Annotated in this window: 17 protein-coding genes; 13 read left to right on the plus strand and 4 right to left on the minus strand. The window is 36.1% G+C overall.

The genetic code is table 11. From position 1 onward, the window contains the following. Nucleotides 1–3: 3 nt before the first annotated feature. From AC0KSB_RS01315 to AC0KSB_RS01360, 10 genes are all read left to right on the plus strand, one after another. A complete protein-coding gene (locus AC0KSB_RS01315) occupies nt 4–495 on the plus strand; it encodes a tRNA (cytidine(34)-2'-O)-methyltransferase (protein WP_472305939.1) in 492 nt (163 codons plus the stop codon). Between the two features lie 136 nt (nt 496–631). Further along, nucleotides 632–1075, plus strand: coding sequence for a hypothetical protein (locus AC0KSB_RS01320; RefSeq protein ID WP_472305941.1), 444 nt, complete (start codon nt 632–634; stop codon nt 1073–1075). Nucleotides 1076–1206: 131 nt separating this feature from the next. After that, nucleotides 1207–1809: a hypothetical protein gene (locus tag AC0KSB_RS01325; RefSeq protein WP_472305943.1), complete on the plus strand. Its 603-nt coding sequence runs from the start codon at nt 1207–1209 to the stop codon at nt 1807–1809. 97 nt (nt 1810–1906) lie between these two features. After that, the gene (pyk, locus tag AC0KSB_RS01330) at nt 1907–3643 is read left to right on the plus strand and encodes a pyruvate kinase (RefSeq protein WP_472305945.1); all 1737 of its coding nucleotides are present in this window, start codon (nt 1907–1909) and stop codon (nt 3641–3643) included. A 131-nt stretch (nt 3644–3774) separates the two neighbouring features. Further along, on the plus strand, nt 3775–5328 hold the full coding sequence (locus AC0KSB_RS01335; RefSeq protein ID WP_472305947.1) for a S1C family serine protease: 1554 nt from the start codon (nt 3775–3777) through the stop codon (nt 5326–5328). A gap of 144 nt (nt 5329–5472) precedes the next feature. After that, nucleotides 5473–6483 carry a hypothetical protein gene (locus AC0KSB_RS01340; protein WP_472305949.1) on the plus strand — a complete coding sequence of 337 codons (1011 nt, stop codon included), beginning with the start codon at nt 5473–5475 and terminating at the stop codon, nt 6481–6483. 217 nt (nt 6484–6700) lie between these two features. Further along, nucleotides 6701–9193, plus strand: a complete 2493-nt coding sequence (locus tag AC0KSB_RS01345; RefSeq protein WP_472305951.1) for a DsrE/DsrF/DrsH-like family protein — start codon at nt 6701–6703, stop codon at nt 9191–9193. Nucleotides 9194–9217: 24 nt separating this feature from the next. Next, nucleotides 9218–9745 carry a shikimate kinase gene (locus AC0KSB_RS01350; protein WP_472305953.1) on the plus strand — a complete coding sequence of 176 codons (528 nt, stop codon included), beginning with the start codon at nt 9218–9220 and terminating at the stop codon, nt 9743–9745. A 272-nt stretch (nt 9746–10017) separates the two neighbouring features. Then, on the plus strand, nt 10018–10536 hold the full coding sequence (locus AC0KSB_RS01355) for a hypothetical protein (RefSeq protein WP_472305954.1): 519 nt from the start codon (nt 10018–10020) through the stop codon (nt 10534–10536). Between the two features lie 108 nt (nt 10537–10644). After that, on the plus strand, nt 10645–12144 hold the full coding sequence (locus AC0KSB_RS01360; RefSeq protein WP_472305956.1) for a xylulokinase: 1500 nt from the start codon (nt 10645–10647) through the stop codon (nt 12142–12144). A 73-nt stretch (nt 12145–12217) separates the two neighbouring features. Here AC0KSB_RS01360 and AC0KSB_RS01365 read toward each other — a convergent pair whose 3' ends face one another. From AC0KSB_RS01365 to AC0KSB_RS01375, 3 genes are read right to left on the minus strand one after another with little or no spacing between them, the layout of a single operon-like run. Next, on the minus strand, nt 12218–13378 hold the full coding sequence (locus AC0KSB_RS01365; RefSeq protein WP_472305958.1) for an ABC transporter permease: 1161 nt from the start codon (nt 13376–13378) through the stop codon (nt 12218–12220). Continuing rightward, nucleotides 13365–14495, minus strand: coding sequence for an ABC transporter permease (locus AC0KSB_RS01370; RefSeq protein WP_472305960.1), 1131 nt, complete (start codon nt 14493–14495; stop codon nt 13365–13367). The genes AC0KSB_RS01365 and AC0KSB_RS01370 overlap by 14 nt, the downstream gene beginning before the upstream one ends. Nucleotides 14496–14510: 15 nt before the next feature. Continuing rightward, nucleotides 14511–15455: an ABC transporter ATP-binding protein gene (locus tag AC0KSB_RS01375; protein ID WP_472305962.1), complete on the minus strand. Its 945-nt coding sequence runs from the start codon at nt 15453–15455 to the stop codon at nt 14511–14513. A 182-nt stretch (nt 15456–15637) separates the two neighbouring features. On the opposite strand from AC0KSB_RS01375, the gene AC0KSB_RS01380 reads away from it, so the two are divergent. From AC0KSB_RS01380 to AC0KSB_RS01390, 3 genes are all read left to right on the plus strand, one after another. Beyond that, nucleotides 15638–16714, plus strand: a complete 1077-nt coding sequence (locus tag AC0KSB_RS01380; RefSeq protein ID WP_472305964.1) for a sensor histidine kinase — start codon at nt 15638–15640, stop codon at nt 16712–16714. Nucleotides 16715–16872: 158 nt separating this feature from the next. After that, on the plus strand, nt 16873–19578 hold the full coding sequence (locus AC0KSB_RS01385; protein WP_472305966.1) for a methyl-accepting chemotaxis protein: 2706 nt from the start codon (nt 16873–16875) through the stop codon (nt 19576–19578). Between the two features lie 200 nt (nt 19579–19778). After that, nucleotides 19779–20411, plus strand: coding sequence for a response regulator (locus tag AC0KSB_RS01390; RefSeq protein WP_472305968.1), 633 nt, complete (start codon nt 19779–19781; stop codon nt 20409–20411). Between the two features lie 35 nt (nt 20412–20446). Here the strand turns inward: AC0KSB_RS01390 and AC0KSB_RS01395 are convergent, their stop codons facing one another. Beyond that, a complete protein-coding gene (locus AC0KSB_RS01395) occupies nt 20447–21244 on the minus strand; it encodes an SDR family NAD(P)-dependent oxidoreductase (RefSeq protein WP_472305970.1) in 798 nt (265 codons plus the stop codon). Between the last annotated feature and the right edge of the window lie 115 nt (nt 21245–21359).

The following is a 21359-nucleotide window of genomic DNA, read 5'->3' on the forward strand; positions in this document are numbered from 1 at the left end:
AAAATGGATATAGTACTGGTAGAACCTGAAATACCGCAGAATACAGGGAATATTGCCAGAACCTGTGTTGCAGTAGGCTGCAGATTACATTTGATAGAGCCAATGGGGTTTAGTATTGATAATAAACAGATAAAAAGAGCAGGACTTGATTACTGGTTTGATCTTGATTTAAAAATATGGCCTGATCTGGATTCTTGTATGAAAAGTTTTAGAGACAGAAGAATTTTCTATGCCACTACAAAGGCAAAAAAAATATATAGTGATGTACAGTTCGATTCTGAAAGTGTGATATTGTTTGGTAAAGAGACAAAGGGGTTACCGGAATCTCTTTTGCTTGCGCATAAAGAAAGATGCATTAGAATCCCTATGTTGCAAGACAGACGATCCTTAAACCTGTCAAATTCTGTAGCTATAATAATCTATGAGGCGTTAAGACAGCAAAATTTTTCAGGAATGCAACTATTGAATGAACATTTGGATAAATTGGATTTTTGAAATTGATTTGTTCAATTGTAGCAAATATTTTATTTTTATTTGTTTTTAAATAACAATTTTTGATAAAGTATTTTTCTTTTGTACTTAAGGGTGCTATAATCCTCTTTGTGGCGTTTACTTATTAAGGGGGAGCTGCATGGAGTTTTGTCGGGAAATAAATTCAATAAATTGTGAGCTTTCTGGATATAGAAAAGGCTTTTTGAGTATAAGGCTTGATCTGGTGAAAGGACTTATAGTCTGGAAAGATAGTAATCACTGGTGCAATAATTTTGTCAGATCGCTGACTTTTCAAGAAATTGAAATGATTCGCAGAGTTTTACCTGATTTATGTAGAGGAAATGTTAAGCATTCCTGTCAGATATCAGTCCATCAGCGAGCGCCTGCCCATCAAAAAATAGAGACTGATAGTATGGGTGGAAATATCAAGGCGGAAAATAGTCTTTACAGCTGGCAAATGACAATAAATCGGGAAAGCGAAGCATGCTGGTGCTTAAGGGGTCACAGCCCTTTGACCGAGTCATGGCGCAAAATGACAAAAACTATCGAACAAATTAGCAGAATTCCTGTAAGATTACAATAAAGTTAAATATATTATTAAATATAAAAACATATCAATGTTTACCGAAGAGCGGTTATTTGGTAAAATATTCGCAGTGCTTTTATAAGTTTTGCAAGTCAAAATTTATAAATTCTGAAACGGAAGGGCAATGAATGGATTTTTTGGAAGGGTTCTTATTAGGGCCGTTGTGGAGCGATACTGAGTATGAGACCCAGAAGCATGTAGGATTTCACCTTTTTTGGGGAGCAGTTATTAGTGGTTGCTTTTTGTGGTTGTTGATTTTCCCGGAGAGTATGACTTTATGGAGAAATTTACCTGTTTTTCTTTATTTTTTCTTCTTTATTGTTTTTCTTGTCTCTACCCCTTTTGCAGCTAGATTATATTATCAGGTTGCTTTACCTGTTAAATTTCTTATTTTATTACTGCAGGTTATGAAACTTGCTTGTGCCTACATGATTTCCTTTAATTTCTTTTTGCCACGTTATCAGTTGAATTTAGCTGAATTGCCTCAGACTTTTATGGATGAGATAAATGAATCAATAAGTTCAGCTACTGAATTTTTCGATCAATTTGGCAGAACTTCCGGTATGCTTTTAGGCATTGTTGGCGGTGGGTTAATGATTGTTTTAAGAATAGTATTAATCTTAGTAATTGCTGTTCTTGTCCCAATATTGATTTTATATGCTGTTAGATTACTCCAGTGGGCATGGGATTATTTTGCTCAAAGACACATTCTTAGAGAGTCACATCGCTGAAATATGATGTTATAATAAATATGTTGATATCCAGGCAGCATCAATTATAAACTGTCTGTTTTGTTTTGCTGAAAGCAGGTTTAATGAGGTAATGAAAATGAGAAAAACGAAAATAATTTGTACTATGGGTCCTGCACTGGAAAATGATGATTTGCTGCGTAAACTTATGTTGTCAGGCATGAATGTTGCCAGACTTAATTTTTCTCACGGAGATCATGAAGAACATCTAGAGAGAGTTAACAAAATAAAAAAGCTTAGAGACGAATTAAAATTGCCGATTGCATTGCTTTTGGATACAAAAGGTCCGGAAATAAGGACAGGTAATTTTAAAAATAATAAGGTGGAACTAAAAGAAGACTCATTGGTAACGATAACTACGGAAGATACAACAGGAGATGAAAGTCTAATCTCAGTTAGCTATGCTGATTTTTATAAGGATGTCTATAAAGGCTCAAAAATACTTATCGACGATGGGCTGGTTGAACTTGAAGTAATAAAAGTAGAAGATAATAATGTTGTCTGTAAAGTTCTGAACGGAGGAATTGTTTCTAATCATAAAAGCATAAACCTCCCGGGTGCAAAGATTAATCTGCCTGCTTTGACCAGCAAAGATATTGATGATATAAAATTTGCAATAGAGCATGATTTTGATTTTATTGCAGCTTCTTTTGTGCGTAAAGCAACGGATGTTCTTGAAATTAGAAAAATACTTGAAAAACACAAAGGGGATTCTATTCATATTATTGCTAAGATTGAAAATAGAGAAGGAATCAGTAATTTTGATGATATTATAAAAGTTGCTGATGGAATAATGGTTGCAAGAGGCGACCTTGGTGTTGAAATACCTATGCAGGAAGTTCCTACAGTTCAGAAATCTCTTATTCAGAAGTGTTATAGAATAGGGAAACCTTGCATAACTGCTACACAAATGCTTGATTCAATGATCAGGAATCCAAGACCAACAAGAGCAGAGGTTAGTGATGTTGCAAATGCAATTTTGGATGGAACCAGTGCTATCATGTTGTCGGGCGAAACTGCTGCCGGGCGCTATCCACTTGAAAGTCTGAAAATGATGGTAAGCATTGCACAGCAGACAGAAAAATCAATTGATTACTGGTCAGAATTTATTAAAACAAATTATGAGATGGTTTCCAGTGTAACAAATGCTATAAGTCACGCTACCTGTATGACGGCGATGGACTTAAAAGCTGCTGCCATTGTTGCAGTAACACATAGTGGACGCACTGCCAGACTTATATCAAGATTTAGACCGGAGTGTCCGATTATTGCAACAACGGTTTCACCAAGATCACTACGTCAACTTTCGCTTTCTTGGGGTGTACAGCCTTATCTGGTAGATGAAGTACATACAACAGATGCCATGTTTGAGGTAGGGATGAATAAAGCTCTCGAATCAGGAGTTGTAAAAAACGGCGATGTCGTAGTAATTACAGGTGGAACCCCTATTGGCATGAGTGGAACTACTAATACCTTAAAAGTTCAAAATATAGGTAGAATTTTAGTAGACGGTAAGGGTATAGGCAAAGGTTCTGTTTCTGGAGAAGCTCTCGTAATTCATAGTGCTGAGGATTTGAGACTTGCTGATTTACGGCAGGATTATATATTAGTAGCAACCCAAACTGATAATGAAATGCTTCCGGCAATGAAGAAAGCCGTAGCATTGGTCGTGGAGACTACTGATCCGGGTAATCATGCAGCGATTGTGGGCTTGGCACTTGATATCCCTATTATATATGCTTGTGAAAATGCGACCAGAATTCTAAAAACAGGGTCTATAATAGCTGTAGATATTGAAAGAGGAACCATTAGTTGACAATTTGTACACATTTAGATCATACTTTTTTTCAATTACTACAATTTGTGATCAAATAGCTGAGGTATAAATATATCATAGCAGTATGACAAAACTATAATATATAGTTATACTTGCAGGGAGGCGATCTCATGGTTGAAAATACAGGTTTTGAAGAGAATAAGAATATAGACAACAATGGTTTACCAAAAAATAATACTGATTCACCTATGCAGGAAACTCAGCAAAATAGTAATGAGTATTACAAACAAGACCAGACGCAATATAGGCAGGAACAAGTGCCAAATAATAATGCCCCATATGCTTCTGGTCAGAATTATGCTGGAGCCTATTATTATCGCGAGGATGATGGCTCAGTTTATAACAGAAACATAAATACGCCTTATCAGGGTAATTTTAATTCATCAAATAGTAGAGTAAGTCCGATAAATGAGTCTGTAAAACCTAGAAAAAGTGTCAGAATAGCAGGTTTGATAGCAATCTTTCTTGCTGTTTCTGTTTTGATGTCATCTGCTACAGGAATTGCAGTTTATAAAATTATGCAAAATAATAGTCAGATATCAGATGATCAGATCCCGATAGTTACAGAAACTCAGGGTACAACTCAGAAGGATAGCGATTCAACGGATTCAGAAGTGAGCGAATCTGCAGAAGATGGTACAGATCGCCATTTTAATCTTGAGAGTGCTGCTACAAGGCAAGATGGAGACAGAGAAGCCCTGTCAACGATGGAAATAGCGTCCTTAGGCAGGCCTGCCGTTGTTGCAATTTCTACAGAAACTACTATGACAGATATATTTGGTCAGACAGGCGCCGTTGAGGCAGCAGGCTCCGGATTTATAATAACTTCGGATGGTTATATAGTAACTAATAATCACGTTATAGATGGTGCAGAAACTATAACTGTTACTATGGAAAGTGGTGAAATATCTGAGGCTATACTGGTGGGAGCCGATGCGATGAATGACCTTGCTGTACTAAAAGTTGATGGTGAAAATCTACCAACCGTAACCCTGGGTGATTCAGATGATCTTCAGATAGGGGAACTTGCTGTTGCGATAGGCAATCCGCTTGGCAGATTGAGTGGGACTGTAACGGCGGGAATAATCAGCGCACTTGATAGAACTATAACAATTGATGGACAGACACTTAATTTGCTTCAGACTGATGCTGCTATTAATAGTGGTAATTCAGGCGGTGCTTTATTTAATTCTTATGGAGAAGTAATCGGGATAAATACTGCCAAAAATGCCGGTTCAGGAGTTGAGGGTCTTGGTTTTGCGATTCCCATAAATAATGCAAAACCAATAGTGGAAAGTCTTATCCAGTATGGTTATGTTAGCGGAAGATCAAAACTGGGTATATCCACAAGAGATGTTACTTCCCAGATGGCCTATTATTATCAAATGCCTGAGGGAATTTATATCGTTGAAGTAGAAAGAAACGGAGCTGCATATAAAGCCGGACTCATTCAGGGTGATATTATTATTAAAATAGATGATCAGGAAATGACTACGGCTTCGGAATTACTTAATTATCGTAACAGTAAATCTCCTGGAGATACAATAAAGATTACGTTTATAAGAAATGGCGAAGAGCGAACTGCAGATCTTGTTTTACAAGAGGATATACCTGCGGATGTTCAGTCTACTTCTACTTATTATGAAAATTATGAGAGCGCATAATATAGAATTAATAAAAAATTGTTTTTATAAAATGGCAATAACCTTTGATATGGTTGTTGCCATTTTCTTTTTCATGTTATCATTGTCGAGATAGAAAGATTGGTATATAGCTTTATCAAATGATTTCAGACAGGGGGAGTTATTATGACAGGTAGACAATGGTTCAGAAAAGATGTTTTGATACCTTTGCTCTTTTTAATTTTACCAGGGTATGGTATTTGCTGGGTTCGACAGCAGATGATCAAGCAACCTGAACTGATGGATAACAGACTTTTTTATTATGCGTGGATAATAAGCCTCATAATTTATATCATATTGGTATTTATTACAATTAAACATGCAGCGGCTTCATATTCCCTGGAAAGATTTAATCCTGGCAATCCACAGAGTTTGAAACGTCTGAAAAAACTTCGTAGATTTCATTTGAAAAAAGCTTTAAAAATAAGACTAAGGGATTGGGCTGCACCTTCTGAGGATCTGACTCAATGGCTTAGCAGCCTTGGTTATCAGGCAACTGCCAGAACACCACATGGAAGAGTTTTTGAAAAAAAGAGAAATTTTACACTTTTTAAAAAAATAAAACCCGTGGATAGAGTTTTTATTTTCAAACATAATCTACTAAATGTTATTATAATAGATCAATTGCTTAAAGATAGTATTCGTTATATCAAGCAACAGACGGATAATCCTTCACCGCGTAATCTTCTTATTCTGATTATGGATAGAGATGATGAAAATGAAGCTGTTTCTGCAGCTGCCGGAGTAGTTAATTTTTTGGGTAAATTCAATGGAGGGACTTTAGGAGTTTTCCTGTTGGATCTAAAATTTGGCAAACTCTACTATCCAATAGACAGATCTTTACAACCTTCAAATCATCGAAGGTTTCAGGATTTTCTTAGAATAAAATTATTGCGCTGGTTGGCTGAAACTTCACCAAAAGTTAGATTATCCCGAGAAAGTATTGAAACAGCTAGCTATGAAAAATCAAAAATAAGATCCATTAATGTAGACAACATTGAAAATACAGAGCCCTTTGATTCTGAAAAACTGTCCAAAGCAGTTCCACTGACTCCCAAAACAGAAGGGGATATTGTTAGAAAAACAAATGATGATAATGTTGATGGCGCAAGCAGTAACCAATTTGAAGAAGATTAATTTAAATTATAAAAACATTTTGCGAAGTATATTTGCTATTTTCTTTTACTCGCTTAATTGCAAACGTTTCCACAAAAATACAGCAAATCTTACTTTCTGTTACATAGTCACAGAAGATAAAAAATTTCTTTGCTAGAATCTAGATGATTCAAGAAAGATATATAACGTTTTCGAAGTTTGTTTTCCTATGACTATAAAGATTGTTTGAGGTGTTGTCATGAAAGTGTTGATTGTTGGTGGTGTGGCTGGTGGTGCATCTGCTGCAGCGAGATTACGCAGGTTGGATGAAAAAGCAGAGATAATTCTATTTGAAAAGGGAGAGTATATTTCTTATGCGAATTGTGGCCTTCCCTATTATATTGGTGATGTCATAAAAGATAAGGCAAAGCTTCTTGTTCAGACTCCCGAAGCTATGAAAGAGCGTTTTAATATAGACATTAGAATAAAAAGCGAAGTACTTTCAATTGATAAAGCAAAACATGAGGTTTTAGTACACGATTATGATTCAGGAAAAGACTATGTAGAAACATATGATAAACTTATTCTATCACCAGGTGCTGAACCTAAAAAGCCACCACTTGAAGGTCTGGATCTTCCAGAAATATTTACTTTACGGAATATTCCTGATACTTATAAAATAAGAGAGTATGTTGATAATAATTCGCCATCTTCAGCAGTTGTCATAGGTGGTGGGTTTATTGGCGTTGAGATGGCCGAAAACCTTATGGATCGCGGAATTGATGTCACACTGGTAGAGTTTACAGATCAGGTAGTGGCATCAATGGATTCTGATATGGCAGCTTTTTTACATCAGCATATGAGAATGAAAGGTCTTAATCTTCTTTTTAGGACAGGTGCAGCCGGTTTCGTACGTGGAGCCGATAATAAGGTTATTGTGCGCCTAAATAATGGTCAGAGCATTACAACTGAGTTGGTAATTTTTTCTATTGGTGTGGCTCCAGACAGTAAATTAGCAAAAGAAGCAGGATTAGAATTAGGTATCAATAACAGTATTAAGGTAGATGAATATTTATATACATCTGATCCTGATATTCTTGCAGTTGGGGATGCCATTGAAATCAAAAATTATGTTACAGGGCAGCCTGGTCTAATACCTCTTGCAGGCCCTGCCAATAAACAAGGTAGAATAGCAGCAGAAAATATAAGTGGTAGGAATGTTCCTTTTGAAGGTGTTCAGGGAAGTGCTGTTTTAAAAGTTTTTGATATGACTGCTGCTTCAACTGGCCTTAATGAAAAGCAATTAAAAAGAGATAAAATCAGTTATGAAAAAACCTATGTTCATCCTTTGAATCATGCTGGTTATTATCCTGGCGCAACACAGATGTCACTAAAAATGATGTTTGATCCTGCAAGTGGCAAAATTTTAGGTGCGCAAGCCGTGGGTATTAGCGGTGTCGAAAAACGTATTGATGTTTTAGCTACGGCACAAAGATTAAAGGCTACTGTTTTTGATCTGGAGAAACTGGAACTAACATATGCACCACCTTTTTCATCAGCTAAAGATCCTGTAAATATGCTTGGTTTCACTGCAGCTAATATAATTAAAAAAGATGTTGAAATTTTTCATTACCATGATATTGCGGATTTAAATCTGGATGCAGTCATGCTGGTTGATGTAAGGACTAAGGAAGAATATGACCTGGGCAGCGTGCAAGGAGCTGTTAATATTCCTCTTGACGAAATACGTGACAGAATAAACGAATTTGATAAAAACAGAGCGATCTATATTTTCTGTCAGGTTGGTCTTAGGGGTTATCTTGCAAGTAGAATACTAAAACAGAATGGCTTTGAGAAGGTATATAATTTAAGTGGAGGGTACAAGTTGTATCATACAATCGCATTAAATGAAAATGCGGAGATACCATATGATTGTTATGGGGAAGCTGTTTCAGATGAAGGTGAGGGAGAAAAATTAGCTGCCTGTCCAGTAATTAATCCAGCTGATCTGGAACCCAAAAGAACGCTAACGATTGATGCCACAGGGTTACAATGTCCAGGACCAATACTGAAACTGGCAGAGGGTATCAAACAGATTGAGACAGGAGATAGGTTGATTATAAATGCGACTGATCCAGGATTTGCTTCTGATGTAGGTGTATGGTGCGAAAGAACAGGACATGTTCTTGAAAAAATGGAGCAGACATCAGGCACTATAAATGTATCTGTTCGCAAGTCTGTTTATCAAACTGTAAAATCTGGAAACAAGTTGGCTCCAGAAGCTAATGATAAATCTATAGTTGTATTCAGCGGAGATTTGGATAAGGCAATAGCAGCTTTGATTATTGCCAATGGTGCCGCTTCAATGGGACGTAAAGTTACTCTGTTCTTTACTTTCTGGGGATTGAATATTCTTAGAAAACCAGATAAAGTATCTGTCAGGAAGAATTTTATTGAAAAAATGTTTGGTAAAATGATGCCAAGAGGAGCAAAAAAACTTGGATTGTCCAGAATGAATATGGCAGGTATGGGCTCCAAGATGATAAAAAACATAATGAAAAATAAAAATGTATCTTCACTAGAGGAATTGATGCAATCAGGGATTGATCAGGGAATTAGATTTGTAGCCTGTCAGATGTCAATGGATCTTATGGGCATACATGCGGAAGAACTTATAGATGGTGTAGAAATAGGAGGGGTTGCGACTTTCCTTGGATCGGCAGAGGAATCAGATACCAATTTATTTATATAGAGAATTGAAGAAGAGGTGAAAGTATTGCGGGGAGAAAGAAGTATTATATTAATAGGTATGCCTGCCAGTGGTAAAAGTACAATAGGGCTGCTTCTGGCCAAAACTATATGTGCAGGTTTTATTGATACTGATATTCTTATTCAGCAAAATTGCAATATGACTTTACAGAAGTATATAGATAAATTTGGATTGGAGTCTTTTATTCGTAAAGAATCGGAAATAATCTGTTCACTACCAGAAAGTATTCCTTTTTCTGTAATTGCTACAGGAGGTAGTGCAGTTATGAATGAAGACGCTATGAAACACCTCAAAAAATTAGGTTTATGTATTTTTCTAAATGTACCTTTGCCGGAGATACAAAGACGGTTGAACAATATACATACAAGGGGTATAGTAATGAGAGAAAATCAATCTCTGTCAGACATATACAGAGAAAGAGAACCCTTATATAAGATGTTCAGTGATATAGTAATTGATGCTGATTGCAGTTCGCCGGAGGCGTTGGTTGATTCTTTAATGGCTGAAACAGGAATTGAAAAATGCGAACAATAGAAAATTTTTTTTCTTCGAAATCAGAAAATTGTTTAAAAGCACCCGTAAAGGTAAAAATAAAGGATAATAAAATATTCATAGATGCAGTGTTTTCTTATAATAAAGCAGCTCTGAAACCGTGGATAATTGATGGCCTCTGTCAGGCTGACCTGATAGAGGCCGCAGTAATTAACTATTGGTCGGGAATGTATCGTCTAAGATCAGATTGTTTTAAGGGTTATATAAAGACCGAGGTTATTGTAAGTATACATCGGGACAACAAAGAAGAAGGCTTGGTAAGTGATTTTTTTAGTAAATTAACGGGACAAAAATCAAGAACTGTTAAAATAAAAATAAAGAAATTGCGATTCAGAACAGCCTATGTTATTAGTCCCTGGTATAGGAGATTATGGGGGATTTTAAAAACAGGACAGATTGAAAGCCTGGGTACCAATTGGAGTATTAATTCCCCTGGTTTTGTGGTATTACCTGAATTTCAATTTGGTAAATTAAGAAGAAACGAAAAGCTTGCAGCCCATGAAGCAGGGCATATTTTTGGATTAGGCGATGCCTATGGTGCTATTTACAGATTTTTTTATAATGCTCCTGCAACAAAATTTTATATGATGAATAGTAACTATAAGGTGCAACCTAAAGAGATTGTAATGCTGTTAAAAGCACATCAAACTGGTAAAATGCAGTTTTTTTCCCGAAAATGGGATTCGAAAATATTCAAAGAAGGGTTTAATAAAGAAATAGAAGTAAACAGCAAAAAAATAGAAAAATATTTTGAGGCTAAAAAAAGACGCTAATCCGCTATGTTTATTAAAGTATCTATAAAAGTAGAAGAAAATGAGCTAGTCTTATGATACAATATGACTGTTCATATTAACTATAAATACTGTCTGGGGGATTTGCTGATGTATCTTTTAGCCATAGATTTAGGGACTACGTCTGTAAAAGTATCTTTATTCGATGATAAAACAAATGTTATCAAGTCATGCCATGAAAGAGTAAAAACAAATAATTTACCCGGTGGATATTCTGAGCAAAATCCTGTTGACTGGCTGGAAATTATAGTTAGAAATAGTAATAAGATTGTTTCTGAGCATAAAGAAAAAACAGATGATATTGCTGCTATAGCCGTAACAGGTCACATGATGGGTTGTTTGCCTGTAGATAAAAAAGGCAACCCTCTCATTGGTCATATGCTTCATTCGGATACACGCGCCAGAGAAGAAGTTAAATTATTAAAAAAACAGATTGGCAGTGAGAATATCTATAATATGACGGGGAATGTGCTGGCTGGAGCATCTGTACTGGCAAAGATGATGTGGTTAAAGAGTAAACATCCTGATTTATATGATAAGACTAATTATTTTCTAAATGCAAAGGATTTTATCAATGGATTTTTAACAGGCTGTTATGATAAATCTGATTTTTCAGATGCCTCGCATGCAGGCATAATAGACATACATAAGAGAGAATATCCCCGCGAGCTTTATCGTTCATTAAATCTTGATATTGATAAAATGCCTCGGCTTTTTGCCGGAACTGATATTATTGGCGTTCTTTGTGAAAAGACTGCTGATTTGCTTGGAATAAAGGCAGGAATTCCTGTAGTTGCAGGCGCTGGAGATGGTGCTTGCTCTGCTATTGGTGCGGGTGCTGGAAATCCCGGAGATACATATTGCTGTATGGGAACTACCGCATGGATAGCTGCGATAGCAAAAGAACCTGTTCTTGACTCAGAGCAAAGAAGTTACAATATCATTACCGGTGACGCCAAGGCAGTTGGTTCATACGGAACTATACAAAATTGTGGCAGATCTACAGATTTCGCACAAGCGTTTTTTGCTGTTGAGAAAATGAAGGAATTTGATCAATTGGCAGAAAAAGCTCCGGCTGGTTCTGAAAATCTTATTTTCTTGCCATATATTGATGGAGAAAGAGCACCTGTTTTTGATCCAGAAACTCAAGGCGTGTTTTTTGGCTTAAGTACCAAACATGATAGAAGCCATGGCTTAAGAGCTGTTTTAGAAGGTGTTGCTTTTGCTTTGCGTCAGAATTCCGATGTTCACAGATCAAATGGTTTAATTGTTGATCGCGTAAGTCTTATAGGCGGTGGTGGTAAAAGCCGTATATGGAGAGAGATTCTGGCAAGTTCTTTGCCAGCAGTTATTACAAGAATGGACGTTCCTTCAGAGGATGCAACTACTTTAGGGGCTGCTATTCTTGCAGGAACAGGTATAGGTCTTTATTCAAATATGCAGGCGGGGATTCAATTAATTAAAACAGTTGAAGAAACTATGCCACAAACTGATTTGGTTGAGAGTTACAATCAGCTATACGAGATATATCTGGAACTTTATCCTGCTTTGAAAGCTTCATTTGCCAGATTAGCAGCAAAGAAAAATTGAGATTTAAAATATTATTCAATACGTTTATGTAAATAATCTCCCGGTCAGTTAATGAACGGGAGATTATTCAATGTCAGGTGCTTTGTCTGCGTTGTCTGGATACCACCATTGCTACCATTATAAAAGCAGCGGCAAATGCTATTTGAATAAGCAGAGCCTGGGTAAAATTATTGAATTCGAGTAAGTTTATATCTGTATGGATATTGGCAATACGAACTGCTCTAACATACCAGTAGGTTGGAGTAAAGCTTGCTACTGCTAAAACTTTTTCTCCCAATAGTTCCTGTGGCACAAAAACCCCACTAATAAAACATGTCCCCAGAGCCAGAACATTAGCTACTGCTTGCTGGGTATTACGATTCTTAACAAATTGACTAACCAGGAAACTCATACTCATGGCTGCAATTATAAAGACAAGCGTATTAATAATTAAAAGCAACCACTGATGGATACTGCTTATCTGATTATAAAAGTAAAGACTTACAAGACTAAAGACAATCCAACTGATCAGGGCAAAAACAAAATTACCAAGTAATAACTGTAAATTGAAGCTAAAGAGATTAACAGGTGAACTTAAATTTCGTTTTCTGATATCTTTTTGCTGGAATGCCAGCATCAAAGAAGTAACTGCCAGTATCATAATTGCAATGAGTGAATATGCCAGAAATGTGAAATAAAAGCTTAATAAACTAAAGTTTTCAGTTACTTCACCTGTATTAACAGTAACATTGCTGCTCATTGCCAAATCTTCTTTTACATTGTCAATGATCTGTTCTGGCGGCATATTAGGATCTGCCAGAATGTATCGATTGACTGCATTAAGATATCTGTCAATAATCTGATCGGAATATGTGCCTTGATAAGAATCAGGAAGAGTAGTTCTAATCAATTTTTCCGGATCATTTCCTGCTAACATATCTTCACTAAATCCAGAAGGTATTTGCAGGATGTAAACTACTTGCCGGAAAAAGAGAGCATCTTGAAACTGTTCAGGTTCAATCTCAACTAATCTGCCATATTCGCCTAGATATTCTACAAGTCCATCTGATATAGGATTTCCTTCATCATTATTTGTTATCGCCATTCTTGGGCGGCTAACAGAAAAATCAGCTGTATCGGCTTGTGGATTCCAAATAGTCATTAGAATTACAAAGCCTAAAAAAACGCATAGATAAATAATCATTGATGTCATATTCTTAGCCAGAATTTTTAAACATGCTTTAAATACTTGCATAACGCTGCCTCCTCATAACAGAAAAGATAATAACTGCACAAATCAATTGAAAAACAAGCATGGCAGCTATATTTTGCCAGAATCTATCCAGACTGTCATAATAGTAAAGTGAATAAAAAGAATCGCTAACAAGATTTGCAGGATTGATCCATCGCATAATAGGAGCATTGTTCGTAATAATAAATTTCATATCAGCGACCATCAGACCAGAGAAAAAGGTTGTAATCATTGAAAATGCTATCAGTATGGAAACTTTGATTCCTTCACTTATATTAGAAATAACTCCTATCAGTGCACCGATACTTACACCTAAAGAACTACTTATTAAACTTGCCAGAATTATCAGCCATACTCTGTCTCCGAACTTTATGCCAATTATCTGACTAAGATAGATCAATAAAAGAATTACTGATGCAAAATGCAGGATAAATGCTGCCGCAATAGAATAAAGAAATTGTTTCATTTTTGGTACTGGTGATAGATTTACTCTTGCCGCCTGATCGGAAAGATTAGCTTTTACAGATATAATTTCCTTTAGTCCCCAGAATCCTCCATAAAGGCATGCCATTGCTATAAGAGCATAAAAATAAGTCAAAACACTATCTGGATTTGATGAGCTGATAGGCTTATCTTCTAAATACGACTTTGTCTGTGAAAAAAGAAGGTTAAAATCAAGTTGAGGGTTTTCTGCTGCCAGTCGATTAATTGAAGATCTAACCTGCATATATTCATCTGTGAATATTTTAAGTATTGATTGCTGCATGCCTGAATTTTTGACAACAATTTCAAATGTTTCTCCTGGAATTATATATCCTATAATCTGTGCATCATTTAGAAGTTCATCGGCCTGTTCAGTATTTAATTTTTGCAAATTAAATATTGCCTGATCACCTTCAGATAATTCTTCCATAATGCTTTGGAAAACTAAATCTTTATCCCAATAATCATTTGTTATGACTGCCACTGGTACTGAGTTAAATATTTCATCGCCATTCAAATTAGAAAAAGCGAAATTAAAAAGTGTAGCCAGAATAATTGGGAAAAGTAATGTCCAGAAAAGCATTTGTTTATCTCTTATTCCAGTTAAAAATCTATAATAAAAAATATGTTTGAACATTTATTTGCCTCCTTCTTAATCTCTTAATTCTTTTCCTGTCATCTCAAGGAAAACATCATTAAGTGTAGGCAATTCACAAAAAACAGTTCCATAAGTAATATTGTGCCTGTTCAGACAGGAGATAATGCCGGCAAGACTATGTTTGTTTTGTGCTGATCTTGCGACAATAGCACCTTCTTTTATTTTGGCGGAAACAATACCAGGGAATTCTCTTATTTCATCAATTACTTCATCTATTTCAGCTGCAAAGGTTTCAATCAATTCAATCGTAATTTTTTCGCCGATATTAATCATATTTTTTAGTTCGGGAACACTTCCGATGGCAATTACCTTGCCTTTATCCATAATTGCGACCTGACTGCATATTTTTTCTACTTCTTCCATATAATGTGAAGTATAAATAATCGTTGCTCCCTGTCGATTGAGCTCAACAATACCTTCAAGTATTTTGTTCCTGCTCTGGGGATCGACAGCTACCGTAGGTTCATCAAGAATTATAAGTTTTGGTTTATGAGCAATGCCGCAAGCTATGTTTAAGCGTCTGAGAAGTCCTCCGCTTAGTTTTTTGGGGTAGAATTTGCGAAAGTCCTGAAGTCCTACGAATTCCACAGCTTCTTCAACCAATTTTTTCCTTTGTTTTTTATCTTTGATATATAAACCGCAGAAATAATCAATATTTTCTACAACTGTCAATTCCTCATAAACAGCAACATTTTGCATTATTATGCCAATATCTTTTTTCAAATCATAGGAATCAGGTTCGATTTTTTGGTCAAAAACTTCTATCAGGCCTTTGCTGTATTTTAGCAAGGCAAGTATGCACATTATTGCTGTAGTTTTTCCCGAACCGTTAGGCCCTAGCAGGCCGAATATTTCGCCCTCTTTTACTTCTAGATTGAAATGATCAAGCGCGATAACATCACCATATCTTTTCACTAAATTGTCAATTTTTACTATCATATCAAACCCTCCATTTATAATTTCTATTAAGTATATAATGCCCTGATCAGTGATTTGATTAAAGTGAAAATTTTCCCTGCTTGGCATGACATTTGTCATTGTGAAACAAAATTATATATTTTCAATACTATTGATCATGGATCAGGCAAATGATACGATCTGATAGAAAGGTGGAGATAGAAGTGAATGTCCTGTTGGATAAGCTTATTTTTTTCCTTATATGTGTATCATTTTATCTTCAGACAGAGTCTGGAGATCTGCTTGTTGTTCCTGTGATCATTACTATACTTGTGAGTTCAACAGGAAGCTTGATAGATAATAAGATTTATCGTTTGTCTATCACTTTGCTATTTATTGGTGCAAGTATATATATTCCTTCGCTAATGTTTTTTTTGCCATTGATATGTCTTGATATTTTTTTGACCGGTAAAAATATTTTTGCTTTATTTTCATTAATTCCGATTATAATTCATGTTAATGAATTTACTTTAATCATGCCACTGCAGATTATTCTGCTGATTTTTCTTGCCGGCTTGTTTTTTTACCGTGCTAGAGCAACTGAAAGCTGGCGCGAACAGTCTATGTTTTTGAGAGATGAAGCACATGAATATAGCCTGAAAATGCAAAAAAAGCAAAAGAACCTGCTTGAAAAACAAGATTATGAGGTTAATCTGGCAAGACTTTCTGAAAGAAACCGCATAGCCAGAGAAATACATGATAATCTGGGTCATCAGCTTTCCAGGGCAATTATACAGGTTGGAGCTTTAATGACAATCTGCAAACATGAACCAGAAAAAGAGCAGCTTGAAAGTATAAAACAGACCTTAACTGATGGCATGAACAGTATTCGGGATAGTATACATGATCTGCATGAAAAATCATTATCCCTAGAAATAGAAACAAAAAAAATAGCAGAACAATTTCAATTTTGTCCACTAAATCTTGTTTATGATATGCAAACAAGCCCGGGAGCAGAATATAAATATGCAATAATCGCAATAATCAAAGAGGCACTTTCGAATATTATGCGTCATAGTAATGCGACTGAGGTCGATCTTTTGTTGAGAGAACATCCTGGATTTTATCAACTGGTGATTGAAGATAATGGCTCTAATCAATCAGAAAAAATCAATTTTGAGCAGTCAACAGGTATTGGATTACGCAGTATGCAAGAAAGGGTTATGTCATTAAATGGCAATATACACATCAGTTCTGATAGTGGTTTCAGAATATTTGTTACATTACCGAAGAACAAATAGGTAAAGTTTTAATAGAATCAGCCGATAAGGATGACAGGGACATTATCTGAGCATAATCTTGCCATGATAATTATTTAACTTTGAGTTCTGGAAAATACAACTTATTGGGCTAAATCTGTTGTAAATGCAGATTTTCAAAATGCCAATGGAGGTATACTATGGCTGATAATGGGAAAAAGGGAAAAATTAAGAACAAAGGGAAGCAAAAAGCAGAAGATATCCGCAACCGCATAAAAGCAACACAAAGTGTTAATGCCAGGCTGACAGTAATTATCGTATCTATGATAGTAGTTGTAGCTGTTGGACTAACAATGGTTTCCGTACTGATGTCATCAGCTAATCTGAAAAAAAATATTGATGAATCAATGCAGGAACTGTCGATTCAAACTTCTAATGTAATTACTGAGCGACTAACAGGAATACTGGATAGTATGCAGAGCTTTGCTCTAAGCAGAGATATCTGGAATATTGAAGCAGATGAAGAAAAGATCAAACCTTTGCTACGTGAATTTGCAGAGTTAAATGGGCATGATTATGCTTATATAACAGATGCTAATGGAATTGGTTATACCAGTCAGGACAATCCGACAGATATCAGAGAAAGAGCCTATTTCCCTATAGTAATGGGAGGGGATACTTTTATAACTGAACCGACTCTTAGTGTAAGTACGGGAAATCTTGTCATATTATTTGTTGTACCTATCAAGGATGATAGCGGCAATGTGATCGGTATATTGGGAGCCGGCCGTGACGGAATGAATCTTACTCGTATGATTGAAAATATCAGCTATGCTGAAACAGGTTCAGCATTTGTACTTGGCAGAACGGGCACTCTTATTGCCAGTGGTAATACTGATCTGGTAATTGAAGGCTTTAATATTTTTGAAGCTGCTGAGATGAATGATGAATATATTTCCATGAAACCGCAGACTGAGGCTATGATTTCCGGGGAAACAGGTATTAGTCAGTTCACCTTTATGGGAAATCATATGCAGTCAGCATATGCACCTATTTCTCTTACCGGTTGGTCAGTTGCTGTTCAGGCTCCTATACGTGAAGCCTATGCAGCCATGAATAATATGCGTAGCATTCTGATTGCATCAGCAATTGCTGCTTTCGTAGTAAGTCTTCTATTGAGCGTATTTTTTATCAGACGAGTTAGTAAGCCAATAAGTCAGTCGGCAGAGTATATTCAGCAATTATCTCTTGGTAAAACAGATCTGGCAATACCTGCTGAATTGAAAACCAGAAAAGATGAAATTGGTCTGCTTGTGAGATCGGTCGATGAAATTTCTGGAAGTATTAAGGAAAAAAGTGATGCAGCTATGTCTATAGCCAAGGGCAATCTAGATGTTGTTATCACACCTAAGTCTGAAGAAGATATGTTGTCAATCAGTATGCAGTCTATGATAGGCAGCCTTGGTGCGATGATTGAAGAGAGCAAGAGACTTACTGTTGCCGCAACAGAAGGGCAGCTGATGACGCGTGGTGAAACTGATAAATTCTCAGGTGCCTACAAAGAGATAATAGCAGGTATAAATGAAACCTTGGAAGCTATAACTGTGCCGGTAAGTGAGGCACAGCGTATTATGGCGCTGATGGCTGTAAATGATTATACAGAGAAAATGAATGGCGATTATAAAGGCATGATTCTTGATTTTGCGGATTCGGTTAATACTGTTATCGACAATCTGCATGATTTTGAGAATGCGCTTAATGAAGTAGCTATTGGTGATTTCAAATCATATGACGCACTTGCCGCTGTAGGTGGTTTATGTGATAAAGATCAGTTAAGACCAAACTTCATTGCCATGATGAAATCAGTTATGACACTGGCTGATGAAACAGGTAAAGTTGCTAAAGCTGCTGCAATGGGAGATCTTACTTATAGAGGGGATCAGGATTCGCTGCAGGGTGTGTATTCTGAAGTTATAGGAAGCCTGAATAATGCACTTGATAATATTGCCAAACCAATTAACGCTATATCAGAGGTGCTGTCTGCTATGGCAGAAGGTGATTTGAGTCAGCGTATGGCAGGTGAATATAGTGGTAGCTATGAAAACATGCAGATTGCTATTAATAGAAGTCTTGATAAAACGCATACCCTGATAAGTGAAATAGTAAATGCCGCAGAACAAGTTAAAATGGGTGCTTCGCAAGTTGCTGATGGTAGTCAGTCACTATCTCAGGGTTCAACGGAGCAGGCAAGTTCAGTTGAGGAACTTTCTGCTAGTCTTACAGAGATTGCGTCACAGACAAGACAGAATGCCGGTAATGCAGGTCAAGCCAATCAATTGGCAGAAAAAGCCAGTGATGATGCTAATCAGGGTAATACTCATATGCAGGAAATGGTTGATGCAATGGCTCAGATTAATGAAGCATCAGCAAATATTGCTAAAATTATCAAAGTAATAGATGATATTGCTTTCCAAACTAATATACTTGCACTCAATGCGGCTGTTGAAGCGGCTCGTGCTGGTCAACATGGTAAAGGGTTCGCTGTTGTTGCTGAAGAGGTAAGGAATCTAGCAGGCAGAAGTGCAGAAGCTGCTAAAGAAACAACCGAGTATATCGAAACAACACTTAGCAGAGTTGATGGAGGTACTAAAATTGCACATGATACAGCCAAGTCTCTGGCTGAAATTGTTGAAGGTGTTCGTCAGGTTGCTCAGCTTGTTGAAGATATTGCCACTGCCTCTAACGAACAGGCCAGTGGTATTGCTCAGATAAATCAAGGCATTGATCAGGTATCTAAAGTTGTTCAGTCAAATTCTGCAACTGCCGAAGAAAGTGCTGCTGCCAGTGAAGAATTACAGCAACAGGCGCAGATGCTTAATGAAAGAGTAAGTGAATTTAAGCTATAATAAAAAGCTAGTTTTGTTTTTGGCCGAAATATAAAAGATTTTATAAAAGCCTGCTTTTGCTGAGATTGCAAAAGCAGGCTTTTAAATGCTATTTTTTATAGAGATAGAATTGATTCTTAAATCGCTGGTTTACTAACATACTTTAATTGAAAAAAGATTGATAAGTGTTAAGCAATCTTCTGAATGGTGCTGGAGAAAAAATGAAAATTATAATTATTGATGATGATAGACTAATAAGTATGTCCCTGAAAATGATAATTGAAACAGAAAAGCAGATGGAAGTTGCAGCAATAGGTGTAGATGGCAGCGATGTTTTGCCTTTATATCAGAAATATCAACCAGATATAGTTCTAATGGATATAAGAATGCAATCACTTGACGGACTTAGTGCCGGGCAACGTTTGTTAGAATATGATAATAAGGCAAAAATAATTTTTCTGACTACTTTTGCTGATGATGAATATATAATCAAAGCTATCAGAATGGGTGCCAGAGGCTATATCCTGAAACAGAATTATGAAAGCCTGATTACTGCTTTATATGCTGTAGAAGCAGGTCAAAGCGTTTTCGGAGATGATATAGTTGCAAAAATTCCCAGCCTTATGTCAAATCAAAAAAAACTTAATTGGCAAGAATATGATCTAAAAGAGAGAGAAATAGAAATTATTAAAATGGTTGCACAAGGTTTGAATAATAAAGAAATTGCAAATTCTCTATTTCTCGGAGAAGGTACAGTCAGGAATTCTATTAGCATAATTCTGGAGAAAATGAATTTGCGTGATCGCACACAGTTGGCGATTTGGTATTACAAAAAAGGAAGTCGCCAAGATTAGGTCGAAATTATAATTGAAAAAATAATGAGCACTGATCACTTATAAACTCTTTTTTCTTGTTTTTTGAATTGATCATATTGCTTTTTTTGAATTTTTCGAACAATCACAGCCATTAAACGATCAGGCAAAAATTTAGATATTATTACTGCCAATTTATTTCCTAAACCTGGAACTATTATGGTTTTTCTTTTATCAATGCCTTTAATAGCTGCTTTTGCCACTGCTTGGGCGGACATAGCATTAGATATATCTGCTTTGCCTGAATTCTTGGAAAAATTTGTTGCTGTAGCACCGGGGCATAAAACCCCCACATATACTCCGCTATTTCTCAGTTCGTCTGCCAATGCTAAAGAAAAAGAATATACATATGCTTTGCTTGCATAATATACTGAAATATATGATCCTGGCTGAAATGCACCTGTTGAAGCAACATTTAGTATTTGGCCATTCTGGCGTTTTAGCATATCTTGACCAAGTAATTTGCATATTTGAGTTAAAGCCAAGATATTTAGGTTTATAGTTGTCTGATTATCGCTTGCATCATGACTAAAAAACAAACCTGTTTTGCCACTTCCAGCATTATTTATCAAAAGATCTATTTCAATATTATTAGCTTTTAATTGACTATAAATATTAGCTGGAGCATCAACCTCGCTAAGATCAGTATTAATGATAAATATCCTGCAGCCTTTTTGCTCCAGTTTTGCAGCCAGTTCAGACAATTTTGGCTTACTTCTTGCCACTAGAACTAAGCGTTCATATTTTGCAGACAACTGTAAGGCCATCTCATATCCTATTCCTGAAGATGCTCCAGTGATTAATGCTGTTTTCATATAATACAGACTTTTATTTTTATAAAAGCCATTTCACTTCCTTTTCTTTTGTTTATTGCATATTTTTACTAAAGAGTATAACATGACCGGAGATTGTTTTTCGATATTAGGCCGA

This window comes from Ercella succinigenes (assembly GCF_900002895.1).

Bases quoted from the DNA above. Each gene is read 5' to 3' on its own strand.
- AC0KSB_RS01345 (WP_472305951.1), top strand. From the start codon at position 6,701: ATGAAAGTGTTGATTGTTGGTGGTGTGGCTGGTGGTGCATCTGCTGCA.
- AC0KSB_RS01335 (WP_472305947.1), top strand. From the start codon at position 3,775: ATGGTTGAAAATACAGGTTTTGAAGAGAATAAGAATATAGACAACAAT.
- AC0KSB_RS01395 (WP_472305970.1), bottom strand. From the start codon at position 21,244: ATGAAAACAGCATTAATCACTGGAGCATCTTCAGGAATAGGATATGAG.
- AC0KSB_RS01315 (WP_472305939.1), top strand. From the start codon at position 4: ATGGATATAGTACTGGTAGAACCTGAAATACCGCAGAATACAGGGAAT.
- AC0KSB_RS01340 (WP_472305949.1), top strand. From the start codon at position 5,473: ATGACAGGTAGACAATGGTTCAGAAAAGATGTTTTGATACCTTTGCTC.
- pyk (WP_472305945.1), top strand. From the start codon at position 1,907: ATGAGAAAAACGAAAATAATTTGTACTATGGGTCCTGCACTGGAAAAT.
- AC0KSB_RS01320 (WP_472305941.1), top strand. From the start codon at position 632: ATGGAGTTTTGTCGGGAAATAAATTCAATAAATTGTGAGCTTTCTGGA.
- AC0KSB_RS01325 (WP_472305943.1), top strand. From the start codon at position 1,207: ATGGATTTTTTGGAAGGGTTCTTATTAGGGCCGTTGTGGAGCGATACT.
- AC0KSB_RS01375 (WP_472305962.1), bottom strand. From the start codon at position 15,455: ATGATAGTAAAAATTGACAATTTAGTGAAAAGATATGGTGATGTTATC.
- AC0KSB_RS01370 (WP_472305960.1), bottom strand. From the start codon at position 14,495: ATGTTCAAACATATTTTTTATTATAGATTTTTAACTGGAATAAGAGAT.
- AC0KSB_RS01365 (WP_472305958.1), bottom strand. From the start codon at position 13,378: ATGCAAGTATTTAAAGCATGTTTAAAAATTCTGGCTAAGAATATGACA.
- AC0KSB_RS01390 (WP_472305968.1), top strand. From the start codon at position 19,779: ATGAAAATTATAATTATTGATGATGATAGACTAATAAGTATGTCCCTG.
- AC0KSB_RS01385 (WP_472305966.1), top strand. From the start codon at position 16,873: ATGGCTGATAATGGGAAAAAGGGAAAAATTAAGAACAAAGGGAAGCAA.
- AC0KSB_RS01360 (WP_472305956.1), top strand. From the start codon at position 10,645: ATGTATCTTTTAGCCATAGATTTAGGGACTACGTCTGTAAAAGTATCT.